This window comes from Candidatus Photodesmus katoptron Akat1 (assembly GCF_000478685.1).
GTDB lineage: Bacteria > Pseudomonadota > Gammaproteobacteria > Enterobacterales > Vibrionaceae > Vibrio > Vibrio anomalopis.
On sequence record NZ_AMSD01000001.1, the window covers coordinates 184,775 to 197,223 of the forward strand.

Annotated in this window: 10 protein-coding genes; all 10 read right to left on the reverse strand. The window is 32.2% G+C overall.

Going from position 1 to position 12,449, the window contains the following annotated elements:
* Positions 1 to 28: 28 nt before the first annotated feature.
* The 10 genes from ftsZ to murE all read right to left on the reverse strand — a co-directional run bounded on the left by ftsZ (position 29) and on the right by murE (position 12,442).
* Entirely contained in the window at positions 29 to 1,228 is a 1,200-nt protein-coding gene (ftsZ, locus tag O1U_RS00820) for a cell division protein FtsZ (RefSeq protein WP_016503516.1), read from the reverse strand.
* A gap of 30 nt (positions 1,229 to 1,258) precedes the next feature.
* A complete protein-coding gene (ftsA, locus tag O1U_RS00825) occupies positions 1,259 to 2,524 on the reverse strand; it encodes a cell division protein FtsA (protein ID WP_016503517.1) in 1,266 nt (421 codons plus the stop codon).
* The gene (locus O1U_RS00830) at positions 2,521 to 3,303 is read right to left on the reverse strand and encodes a cell division protein FtsQ/DivIB (protein ID WP_241761341.1); all 783 of its coding nucleotides are present in this window, start codon (positions 3,301 to 3,303) and stop codon (positions 2,521 to 2,523) included. The genes ftsA and O1U_RS00830 overlap by 4 nt, the downstream gene beginning before the upstream one ends.
* A gap of 135 nt (positions 3,304 to 3,438) precedes the next feature.
* A complete protein-coding gene (murC, locus tag O1U_RS00835; protein WP_016503519.1) occupies positions 3,439 to 4,872 on the reverse strand; it encodes a UDP-N-acetylmuramate--L-alanine ligase in 1,434 nt (477 codons plus the stop codon).
* Between the two features lie 68 nt (positions 4,873 to 4,940).
* Positions 4,941 to 6,002 (reverse strand): undecaprenyldiphospho-muramoylpentapeptide beta-N-acetylglucosaminyltransferase, encoded by a 1,062-nt coding sequence (murG, locus tag O1U_RS00840; protein WP_040356493.1) that lies wholly within the window; start codon positions 6,000 to 6,002, stop codon positions 4,941 to 4,943.
* The gene (ftsW, locus tag O1U_RS00845; protein WP_016503521.1) at positions 5,989 to 7,167 is read right to left on the reverse strand and encodes a cell division protein FtsW; all 1,179 of its coding nucleotides are present in this window, start codon (positions 7,165 to 7,167) and stop codon (positions 5,989 to 5,991) included. The genes murG and ftsW overlap by 14 nt, the downstream gene beginning before the upstream one ends.
* Positions 7,167 to 8,501: a UDP-N-acetylmuramoyl-L-alanine--D-glutamate ligase gene (murD, locus tag O1U_RS00850; RefSeq protein ID WP_016503522.1), complete on the reverse strand. Its 1,335-nt coding sequence runs from the start codon at positions 8,499 to 8,501 to the stop codon at positions 7,167 to 7,169. Before murD ends, ftsW begins: the two co-directional genes overlap by 1 nt.
* 19 nt (positions 8,502 to 8,520) lie before the next feature.
* Positions 8,521 to 9,603 carry a phospho-N-acetylmuramoyl-pentapeptide-transferase gene (gene mraY / locus O1U_RS00855; RefSeq protein ID WP_016503523.1) on the reverse strand — a complete coding sequence of 361 codons (1,083 nt, stop codon included), beginning with the start codon at positions 9,601 to 9,603 and terminating at the stop codon, positions 8,521 to 8,523.
* Complete coding sequence (locus O1U_RS00860; RefSeq protein ID WP_016503524.1) at positions 9,600 to 10,961, reverse strand: UDP-N-acetylmuramoyl-tripeptide--D-alanyl-D-alanine ligase; 1,362 nt, start codon at positions 10,959 to 10,961, stop codon at positions 9,600 to 9,602. Before O1U_RS00860 ends, mraY begins: the two co-directional genes overlap by 4 nt.
* Positions 10,958 to 12,442 carry a UDP-N-acetylmuramoyl-L-alanyl-D-glutamate--2,6-diaminopimelate ligase gene (gene murE, locus O1U_RS00865; RefSeq protein WP_016503525.1) on the reverse strand — a complete coding sequence of 495 codons (1,485 nt, stop codon included), beginning with the start codon at positions 12,440 to 12,442 and terminating at the stop codon, positions 10,958 to 10,960. Before murE ends, O1U_RS00860 begins: the two co-directional genes overlap by 4 nt.
* Positions 12,443 to 12,449: the final 7 nt, after the last annotated feature.

The window sequence follows — 12,449 nt, forward strand, 5'->3', positions numbered from 1 at the left end:
TTAATAAGGATTCAAATCTAACATAATCTTAATCAGCCTTACGACGTAAAAATGCTGGAATATCTAAATACCCAGCATCTTGTTCTGTTTTTTTATCAATATGTTGTTTTTTTTCTGATGCTGATAAAACAGATGTTTTATTTTGAGGATAAAAATCAACTGGTGTTTTTTCTAATAATGAACGCCCTAATTTCTCTATTTTAGTAGATTCAGCATTCTGAATAATCTTAGATGAAGTACTTCTTGAAGTTAAAGAAAGCTCTTGATTTTTTTCATTACCGATACCTGTAGCAACAACAGTTACTCTTATTTCATCCGTCATACTTGAATCTAATGAAGTACCAATTACAACGGTTGCATTATCAGAAGCAAAGGCTTTAATGGTATTACCTACCGTCTCAAATTCATCTAAACGCATATCTATACCAGCAGTAATATTAATAAGAACACCACGAGCTCCAGATAAATCAATGTCTTCAAGTAATGGACTAGAAATTGCAGTTTCAGCGGCTTCTTCAGCACGATTTTCACCTTTAGACACCCCACTACCCATCATAGCATGTCCCATTTCAGACATAACTGTACGTACATCTGCAAAGTCAACATTAATCATTCCAGGACAAGTAATTAACTCTGCAATACCTTGAACAGCATTTTTCAGAACATCATTAACACTAGCAAAAGCTTCTAATAGTGTAATACCACGACCTAAAACTTTTAGCAATTTTTCATTTGGAATTGTAATTAAAGAGTCTACGTGCTTAGAAAGTTCTTCAATACCTTGCTCAGCAAATGCCAAGCGTTTTTTACCCTCAAAACTAAATGGCTTTGTCACTACAGCGACAGTTAAAACACCAAGTTCTTTAGTAACTTCAGCGATTACAGGAGCAGCACCAGTACCAGTTCCACCTCCCATACCAGCTGCAATAAATACCATATCTGCACCATCTAAAACTTCTTTAATTTTTTCGCGATCTTCTAAAGCCGCTTCACGGCCAAGTTGAGGATTAGCACCTGCACCAAGCCCTTTTGTAATATCAACACCAATTTGAATAACACTACTTACATTAGTTTTTCGTAATGCCTGAGCATCTGTATTAACACTAATAAATTCAACACCTTCTATAGACTCATTTACCATATGTTCTACAGCATTTCCACCACCACCACCAACCCCAACGACTTTAATTATAGCATCGTCGGATATTTCCATCATTGGTTCAAACATTTATCATCTCCGTTTTCCCTGATGTTTAGGTTAAAACTCTTTTTTTATCCAATTACGTAAACGACCAATAAATCCTGATATTGATTGGTGATTTACTTTGCTATATCCAATACCATTAGCTATTTGACTATTTTTTGCATAATGAAGCAAACCAACTACTGTAGAATGATATGGCTCTTTAACACAATCTGTTAAGCCATGAACTCCAATTGGTTGACAAACTCTAACTTGATTATTAAATACTCGTTCAGCACACTCTACTAAACCATCTATTTTTGATGCCCCGCCAGTAAGCACAATGCCAGACGCTAAATGATGTTTAAGACCATTTTTATATAATTTACCTTGAACTACATTAATAACTTGATTAACTAAAGTCATCAGCTCAGTATAACGAGGCTCTATTACTGAAGACAACATTTCCCTTCGTAAAATTTGAGGTGTTCTAGTTCCAATACTTGGTATATTGATGATATCATCTTTATCCGTTGATGCATGTACTGCAGAGCCATGTCTAATCTTAATTTCTTCAGCATCGTTCACTGTAATACCAAATGCAAATGCAATGTCGTTCGTAACTGAATCCCCCGCATAAGAAAAAACTTCAGTATGCCTTAAAACACCATCGGTCCAGATAGATAAATCCATTGTCCCTGCACCTATATCAACTACGCAAATACCATGTTCACGTTCATCATCGGTAATAACAGCATTACTAGTGGCTAATCCTGAATAAACAAGTTGCTTAACTTTAATGCCACAACGCTCTGCAACCTTAATTATATTTTTAGCCATATCAGTATGACAAGAAATTAAATGCACACTAACTTCCATACGAACACCAGACAAACCAAGTGGATTTTTAATACCTTCTTGATAATCAAGTGTAAATTCCTGGGGGATTACATGTAAAATTTTTTCTTCATCACTAATTTTTATTGATTTAGCAGTATAAATAACTCGATCTATATCTTTCTGTGATACTTCTTGATCTGTAACAATACCCATACCTTTTTCAATTCGACTATTTATATGCTTGTCAGAAAGTGATAAAAAAACCTCACTAATTTCATATCCTGCCATTAGCTCAGCTTGTTCTAATGCTTTTTGAACAGATTTTACAATTAAGTCTAAATCACTTACCCCTCCTTTTTTCATACCTTTAGAAGGAGTATACCCTGCCCCTAGAATATTAATTTGAGAATCAGGCAATATCTCAGCAATCAAAGCTGATACAGCAGCAGTTCCTATATCAAGAGCAACAATAATTTTTTCATCGCTGGAAGCTCTAGTCATCTTCTACTCACTTCAACTGACGTTTGTTTAGAGAACCAACCAATAGCGGCTCCAGTATCATATCTCAGATCAACATAACTAATATTCTGGCTAGTATCTGTTCCTAAATTTGTATAAAGCCTCAAGAAACGGTTGATTCGCTTACTTAGTGACTTTTTCCCAAGTTCCAATCTAATACCATTATCTAAAATTAAATGCCATGCTCGACGTTCATCTAAGCCTATTGAATGAATTTTCAGACCTAATGATTTTAAAAATGGAGTAATTTTATAATAAATGTCTAAAACTTCCTGACTACTTCCTTTTGGGCCATGTAGTCTAACTAGTTTTCCTTTTAACTGAGTAATATCTGCATTAAAAAAATCACCTTTTGTACTTAATAAAACATCTTCATTCCAAATAGCTTCAACATTATGCTCAATTAAAAAAATTTTAATTGTATCGGGCCATTGCTTGCGAATAGCAGCATGAGAAACCCAAGGTATTGAAGAAATTATATCTTGCAATACCTTGATATCCTGGGACATAAAAGTTCCAATGGATTCTAGTTTATTAAAAGCATGTTGAATATCTCCTACTGTTACATGATTTAAATCACCTTCAAGTACCATTCTAGAAAGTGGTAGCCGATTATCATCCCACATCCAAGATAAAACCAAGTAAAGAAGAAAAATAATTGATAGCAAAACCATCAAAAAAAACAAACCTCCAACAATATGCTGCTGAAAATAGGGAGCAACTCCTTTTTTATTATTTTCATCTTCGCAAATAGTTCTTATCAAATTAATACTTCCTTAAGTTTAATTAATTTTTAACCCTAAAATAATCTTAACTTAAATTAAATTATACTAAGCTAATACAAAGTATCAAATGTAGAAAGTTATGATTGAAAGATCAAAGATAAGTTAATTTATTTAAACCCCACAAATAGGCACCTTCCTATTAGAATGTAATCGCATATTTTTAAGGTTTAATCTAAAAATAAGAAGTTGTTTGGCTACTTGAGCAATATCACCTGCACCTTGAGTTAATAATAAATCACCATCTTGTAAAATATCTGATAATACTGAAAATACCATACTTTCAGAAGATAAAATTGGTGTAATCTTTCCACGATTATGGATACTTTGACACAAGGAAGGTGTATCAGCACCTGGAATAGGAGATTCACCGGCAGAATATACATCAAGCATAATTAGTAAATCAACCTGTTCTAAAACATTCAGAAAATCATTATATAAATCACGAGTTCGAGTATAACGATGAGGCTGAAAAATCATTACTAACCGCCTATTTTTCCAACTAGCACGAACTGCTTTAATAGTTACATCAACTTCAGTTGGATGATGTCCGTAATCATCTACTAGAACAACTTGACCATCACCTATATCAAATTCTCCTAAGTAATCAAATCTGCGACCAGTACCCTGAGTTCCAATCATTGCTGCTAAAATAGCTTCGTCATTAATATTATCTTCTGTTGCTACTGCAATTGCTGCTACAGCATTTAGTGCATTATGACGACCTGGAATATTAAGAGTGGTTTCTAATTTTTTTTTACCACGACGAAGTACAGTAAATTTACCTTGTAATCCTATCTGATAATAATTTTCTATACGAACATCTGCACATTCTGAAAAACCATAAGTAATTACTTGACGATTAATTCTAGGTATGAGGTCACGAATAACAGGATCATCAACACATACTATTGCTTGACCATAAAATGGAAGATTGTGTAAAAAGTCGATGAAAGCCTGTCTAAGTATTTCAAAATTTCCATCATATGTATCCATGTGATCAGCTTCAATATTAGTTACAATACTGACCATAGGTTGCAAATGCAAAAATGAAGCATCACTTTCATCAGCTTCAGCAATAAGAATTTTACTAGACCCTAATCGAGCATGTGTACCAGCGCTTTTAACTAAACCACCATTCACAAATGTTGGATCTAATCCAGCTTCTAAATAAATCTGAGTTACTAATGCAGTAGTGGTTGTTTTTCCATGAGTTCCAGATACTGCAATCCCATAACGAAAACGCATTAACTCAGCTAGCATTTCTGCTCGACTAATAATAGGAATTTGACGTTCTCGAGCTGCAATAATTTCTGGGTTACAAGAATGAATAGCAGTTGAAATTACTACTACACTTGCTTCTTCTATATTTTCTGATTGATGCCCAATATAAATAACTGCACCTTTTTTAATAAGAGATTTAACAATAGTACTTTCTGATACATCTGATCCAGTAATATTATAACCTTCATTAAGTAAAACTTCTGCAATTCCACTCATACCCGCACCACCGATACCAATAAAATGAATAGACGTAACTTTACGCATTTTATAATGCCGTTTATAAATTTGGTCTAATTCTCAAGTATATTTTATGATATATCAATCTAATTTTATTATTTTACTAAACTTACAATGGTATTTGCGACTTTTTGTCCTGCATCTGTAATTGCTAATTTACGAGCTTTTTTAGCCATATCAATAAGATGAACTCTGTTAAGTTTAGAAATCTCAAAAACTAATTTTTCAACACTTAATTCAGTTTGTTTAATGATTTTTGCTGCTCCAGATTTTACTAAAAAGTCAGCGTTAAGTGACTGATGATGATCTTTGTGAATAAATGGAATAAAAATAGCAGGCAGACCAGCTACTGCTATTTCAGAGACAGTTAAAGCACCAGAACGAGATACTACTAGATCTGCCCAACCATATGCTTCTGATATATTATCAATAAATTCAATAACTTTTACTTGATTAAAATTTACTTTGTAATAAGCTGATTTAATTCCTTTTTTCTTATATTTCCCTACTTGATGTAACACTTGATAAGTATTACCTAACTTAAACATTACTTTAGGCATAATTGTATTTAAAATCAGTGCTCCCTGACTACCTCCTATTACCAAGATACGAATAGGACCTTTTCTCTCTTTCATACGAATTTCAGGAGGATCTAATTCTATAATACTCTTTCGTATTGGATTGCCTACAGTTTCTGCTTTTGATAATGTACCAGGAAATGCTTGTAACACTTTCTTAGATATCTTCGATAACCATTTGTTTGTTAAACCAGAAACTGAATTTTGTTCATGTAATACTATAGGTACGTCGCTCAACCATGCAGCAAAAACCCCTGGTCCGCTAACATAACTTCCCATACCAAGAACAATATCTGGTTTCCATTTTTTTATATATTTTCGTGCTTTTAAAACCGCATAAAAAAAATTTAGACACACCTTAATCCATTCTATCTTTTTTTTTCCTTGCAACCCTTGTATTTTAATAAAATAAATTGGAATGCCATATTTTGGAACCAAACATGTTTCCATACATTCAAAATTACCAATCCAAGCAATTGACCAATTTTGTTGCTCAAGCTGTTTAGAAACCGCTAAGCCAGAAAATATATGTCCACCAGTTCCACCAGCCATTATCATTAATTTCTTATTGTTCTTCATAATTTTTTATCGTCAATCGATATTCATAATCAATACGTAATAACATAGAAATAGCAATAGATATAATGATCAAACTTGAACCACCATAACTAACAAGTGGCAATGTAAGACCTTTAGTTGGAACAATACCAGTAACTGCACCTACATTAATTAATGTTTGTAAAGTGAACCAAATCGAGAAAGAAAATGCTAAATAACCAGAAAAATATTGATTATTTTCAAAGGATTTCTTTCCAATAAAAAGAGCTTTTAACACCAAATTTAAAATTAGGAATAAAACTAAGATCACTCCAATAAAACCTAGTTCTTCAGCCAATACTGCAAATACAAAATCTGTATGTGCCTCTGGTAAATACTCAAGTTTTTGTATTGAGTTACCTAATCCTTGACCAAACCAACTACCTCTACCAAATGCCATCAATGATTGAGTTAATTGGTAACCACTCCCAAATGGATCTTCCCAAGGGTCTAAAAATGAAATCACTCGCTGGATTCGATAAGGTTCTAAAAAAATCAATAAAATAATAGACATTATTCCAAGAGCTATAAATGCAATAAAATGTAATAGCTTTGCACCAGCAATAAATAACATCCCAAATAAAGTAACTAGCATAACGATTATACTCCCTAAATCTGGTTGATATAGTAGTAAAATAGCTAAAGAGGAAAACACCATAACAGGTTTTAAAAAACCACCAAAGAAAGTACTTCTTACTTCTTTTTGTTTTCTTACTAAATATCCTGACATAAATATGAAAAGTGTCAATTTAGCTAATTCTGCTGGTTGAAAATTAAACATACCAAAAGATAACCAACGGGATGAACCATTCACTGGTTTTCCAAATACTAAAACAAGACCTAATAAAAAAAATGAAATAGCAAGTAATAATGGACTACATTTCATCCAATATTCCAGTGGAATTTTTAAGATTATGCTTGATATAAACAAAGCTAAAATACAAAAGATAGCGTGGCGAAACATAAAATAGAAAGGCTGCCCTGCTAATCTTATACTGATAGGGAAAGATGCAGAAGTAACCATAATCAAACCAACTAACATTAAACATAGTGAGGTCCAAAGTAATTGTCTATCAAAACCAATGAATTTTTTAGAAAAAAAAATCTGTTTTTTTAGTAGAGGGAAAAAGTTCTTTAGTAAGTCCATCACTCTAATCCTAAATTAGAAAATTTTTTAGCAAGCTCAACAAACAGATCTCCCCTTTTCATAAAGTTTTCAAATTGATCTGAACTAGAACAAGCTGGTGATAGCATTACGATATCCCCTTTTTTGATCCTTGTAATTATTGTACTTATAATAGAGTTTATAGAATCATATAACTTAGCCGATGAATGTAACAACATAAATTTTTTTCCATCACGACCAAAACAACAAAGTTCCACATTTAGATTTTTTAGTATAGGTTTTAGTGCAGATAAGTTGGCATTTTTACTGTCACCACCTACTAACAAATATAACTTTCCTGGACATGTTAATTGATACAAAGCAGCTAAAGTACTAGCAACATTAGTAGATTTTGAATCATTAACCCATTTAATTCCATTATTATTTAAAACAACTTGACAACGATGTTGCAAACCTCGGTAGGACTTTAGTAAAGCTATACCTTTATTATAATCAACACCAGATTCTGATAAGAGAGCTAAGACAAATAAAACATTAGAAAAATTATGATAACCAATCATAGCAATTGAATCAGAAGCAATAACAGGCCTACCATTAGCTATCAAATGTTCTTTTCCCTTATAGTTTCCTAATTTAAACTGAAAAGAGTTATTAAAACCACATTTAAGTATTTTTTTAGATGAATCATCAGGAAAAGTACTTATATCATTTCCATTTACAATGCAAGTTTTCGCATTTTTAAAAATCCTTAATTTAGCTCGACGATAAGCTTCCATAGATTGATAACGATCTAAATGGTCTATTGATAAATTCAAAAAAGCTGCAGCAGTTAAGTTTAAACTTGAAGTTGTTTCCAATTGAAAACTTGATATTTCTAAAATATAAAGCTCAACTTTTCTTTGAAGTAAATCCAAGGCTGGTATCCCTATATTACCGCCAACAGCAACATTCACACCACTAGACTTAGCTAGCAATCCAGCTAAATCTACAACTGTACTTTTTCCATTTGAACCAGTAACTGCAATAACCGGCTTATCAACTTGCCAAGAAAAAAGCTCAATATCACCAACAACTTGAATGCCTTTGTCTATTGCTTGTTGAATTTCTTTAGTTAACAGTGATATTCCAGGATTAACTACAATTAAATTAGCCTTAAATAACCAAGAAAGATTCCAACGACCTTGGGATAGCTCTACTGAATCTGGCAGATTATTTCTACCAGGAGGATTCAATCTAGTATCAATAACTTTAATTGTTAACTTTTTAGGAAGTTTAATTAAATAGTTAACAACTGAAATCCCAGTAACACCAAGGCCAACTACTACAACATAGTTAATAAATTTCCAACGATTCATTTATAAAATACAGTGTTTTTTATCGAACTTTTAGCGTAACTAAACCAATTAATACTAGGACAATTGAGACAATCCAAAAACGGACAATAACACGTGGTTCAGGACAACCTTTTAGTTCATAATGATGATGAATGGGTGCCATACGAAAAATACGCTGACCACGTAATTTATATGAACCTACCTGTAAAATCACTGATAATGTTTCCATGACAAAAACTCCACCCATAATAAACAAAAGGAATTCTTGACGAACTAATACTGCAATTGTCCCTAGAGCACCTCCTAATGCTAGTGAACCTACATCACCCATAAATATTTGAGCTGGATAAGTATTAAACCATAAAAAACCAAGACCAGCACCTACAATCGCTGTACATACAATAACTAATTCTGAAGTTTGAGGAATATGAGGAATATGTAAATAATTAGCAAAATTTATATTACCTGTAGCCCAAGATATTGAAGCAAAACCAGCAGATACTAATATAGTTGGCATAATAGCTAAACCATCTAAACCATCAGTTAAATTTACAGCACTACTAGTCCCAATAATTACAAAATAAGCAAGTATAATATACATTAATCCAAGTTGAGGGAGTAATTCCTTAAAAAAAGGTACAACCAGTTGAGTTGCAGGAGTATTTTTACCATGAGTATAAAGAAGTAAAGCTAAAATTAAGGCAATTAAAGATTGCCAAAAATATTTCCAACCTGCAATTAAACCGGAGGCATTTTGACTCACTACTTTACGATAGTCATCTATAAAACCAATTGTTCCATAACCTATTAAAACCAATACCACAGACCAAACATAAAGATTTGATAAATCAGTCCAAAGTAAAATAGTGAAAATAATAGAAACCAAAAGCATCACACCACCCATTGTTGGTCTACCACGTTTGTTAAAGTGTGATTCAGGACCATCATTGCGTATAACTTGACCAATTTGCAATAATTTTAAACTTTTAATTAAATGAGGTCCCATCCATAATGAAATACTTAAAGCAGTTAAAATGCTAATAATAGATCTAAATGATAAATATTCAAATAATCGAAAAAATGAAAAATATGGCTTTAGCCACTCAGCCAGCCAAAGAATCATAAATAATACTCCTTTAATGTAATACTTATTTTACTCATACAAGTACTATTTGCTCCTTTAACTAATAAAATATGATTTCGATCGTCATGTTTTATTAGTTTTTTTTGTATGTATTCAATCATATTTTTTCGAGAACTAAAATGTATGCCATGACAAATATCGCTAATAATTTTTGCATCTTTTCCATATGTTAAAACATATTCAAATTTATACTTATTAGCATAATTTGCAATGTTATAGTGCAATTGAAAACTTTCCATTCCTAATTCAGTCATATTTCCTAAAATTAACCAACGATAACCTTTGAAATTATTTAATAATATAATTGAAGCTTTCATCGATGGTACACTGGCATTGTAACTATCATCAATCAATTTTATGTTCTTTGCTAATTCAATAACTTCAGCACGCTTTTTTACTTTAATTAAATTAAGCAAACCATTCTGAATCACAGGAAATTCTATGCCTAACTCCAAAGATAAACAAATTGAAGCAAGTGCATTGGAAACATTATGTTGACCAATAATACCTAGGTAAATTTGTCGAGTGCCTTTTACGGTATGAACTAAAAAGTTAGACTTTCCTTCAATATCAATTAGAATATTAGATGCATATACATCTGCTTTTTCATTATACTGAGAAAAGCTTATTACTCTCTTATCAGTTAATAAAGAATCCCATAATTTACCACCATGGCTATCTAAATTTATTACAGCAACTGCTCCAGATTTTAAACTTTGATAAATTTCCCCTTTGGCATGCTTTATAGCATTAATAGAACCAAAACCTTCCAAATGAGCTTCTGCTACATTATTAACTAAAGCGATATCAGGAGAAACTAAATTTGCACTATACGCTATTTCACCAACATGATTAGCTCCAATCTCAATAACAGCATAATCATCCTGTGGTGTAGACCTCAACAATGTCAAAGGGACACCAATTTCATTATTGAAATTATCAGCTGTATAAAGGATTTTTCCTTTATTCGCTAAGATACTTACCATCATTTCTTTTACAGTGGTTTTTCCACAACTACCAGTAATAGCAATTGTCATAGTTTGACAATTTTTGTGTACCCAAGCTGCTAGCTTTCCTAAAGCAATCCTAGTATTATTGACAATTACTTGTGGTATAAGCACATCATATCGTTTAGTAACTAGCAATGCTTTTGCACCATTATGAATTGCTTGATATAAAAAATCATCACCATGAAATCGCTTTCCTGAAATAGCTACAAAAATTGCATCATTACCTATGCTTCGACTATCTATAGATACATTAGAAATTTGAATATTATCTCCAACAAGTTTTGCATTGAGCAATATGCATAACTGATTTAATGACATGGTAATCATTTAATTCCTAATAGTTTTCTAGCAGATTCACGATCAGAGTAGTAAATCTTACTATTTTTAAAAACCTGATGAGTTTCATGACCTTTTCCTGCAAGAAAAATAATATCCTCTTTGCTAGCAAAGTTCAGTGCGAAAGATATCGCTTTATAACGGTTATGTTCAATATGAACAGCTAATGGATATTCTAAACCTTTCAGAATATCTGTAATAATACTATCTGGAGATTCACTTCGAGGATTATCATCAGTTAAAATAATTTTATCTGCATATTTCTCTGCAACCTTTGCCATCATTGAACGCTTGCTTTTATCGCGTTCTCCAGAACAACCAAAAATCAACCATAACTTACCAGAATAATGCACACGAAGCGCTAACAAAGCTTGTTTTAATCCATCAGGTGTATGAGCGTAATCAACAATAATTTTAGGGTTTCCTTTTGCTTTAAACAATTCCATCCTTCCTATTATTGGAAGTAATTTTGGAGCACTTTCAAGCAACTTCTGTTTATCAAACCCAAGCATTAATAAAGAAGAAAAAGCTAATAGTATATTTTCAGCATTAAACCTTCCAATAAGTGGAACTAAAAGCTCTCCATTGCCATACTTACCTGAAAAAGAAACTTTAATTCCATCTTCAAAATATTGAATTAATTTAGCAAAAATAGAATTTGGAGTAAGAATGGACTTTGAAGAAAGAGAAACTGCTAATGCATTTGGCAACTTAATCAACCAATCAGCTCCAGATTTATCATCAGCATTAATGACTGCCAATTGGCAATCATGCTCAACAAATAAAGAAAATTTTGCTTCTTTATACTCTTGCATAGAAGAATGATAGTCTAAATGATCATGACTTAAATTAGAAAATATACCAATAGCAAACTTTAATGAACGTACTCTTCCTTGTACCAAACCGTGTGAGGAAAGCTCCAATGCAGTATATTCAGTACCATGCTTCTCTAAAGTACTTAATGTCCTTTGAATATCAATAGCATTAGAGGTAGTATTATTAACTTCTTTCAAGTCATTTAAAAAGCCATTTCCTATTGTTCCCATGACAGCTGCACGTTTTCCAAGTAATCCTAACCATTGGGCAATAAGCTGAGAAATTGTTGTTTTTCCATTAGTACCAGTTATACCAATCAGTATATTTGATTTATTATGGTAAAGACGTCCAGCTAATTCTGATAAACATATATTTAATCGTTTAATATATATAATGGGAATCCCAGAAAAATAATTAATTTTTCCATGCATCATAAAATTTGATTGAGCTAAAACAATAGTTGCACCAGCATATATTGCATTAGGGATAAATTTTCTAGCATCTATACAATGTCCAATTAATGCGATAAAAGTATCGCCTTGCATTACTTTTCGGCTATCTAATTCTATACGATGAACGGGTAAATTCCCTATAGCAATATTTGATAGCTTGACCCAAGGGAAAATTAATTGGGAAAGTGTAATACCAGCATTCATAATTCTT

Bases quoted from the DNA above. Each gene is read 5' to 3' on its own strand.
- ftsZ (WP_016503516.1), bottom strand. From the start codon at position 1,228: ATGTTTGAACCAATGATGGAAATATCCGACGATGCTATAATTAAAGTC.
- ftsA (WP_016503517.1), bottom strand. From the start codon at position 2,524: ATGACTAGAGCTTCCAGCGATGAAAAAATTATTGTTGCTCTTGATATA.
- murC (WP_016503519.1), bottom strand. From the start codon at position 4,872: ATGCGTAAAGTTACGTCTATTCATTTTATTGGTATCGGTGGTGCGGGT.
- murG (WP_040356493.1), bottom strand. From the start codon at position 6,002: ATGAAGAACAATAAGAAATTAATGATAATGGCTGGTGGAACTGGTGGA.
- ftsW (WP_016503521.1), bottom strand. From the start codon at position 7,167: ATGGACTTACTAAAGAACTTTTTCCCTCTACTAAAAAAACAGATTTTT.
- murD (WP_016503522.1), bottom strand. From the start codon at position 8,501: ATGAATCGTTGGAAATTTATTAACTATGTTGTAGTAGTTGGCCTTGGT.
- mraY (WP_016503523.1), bottom strand. From the start codon at position 9,603: ATGATTCTTTGGCTGGCTGAGTGGCTAAAGCCATATTTTTCATTTTTT.
- O1U_RS00860 (WP_016503524.1), bottom strand. From the start codon at position 10,961: ATGATTACCATGTCATTAAATCAGTTATGCATATTGCTCAATGCAAAA.
- murE (WP_016503525.1), bottom strand. From the start codon at position 12,442: ATGAATGCTGGTATTACACTTTCCCAATTAATTTTCCCTTGGGTCAAG.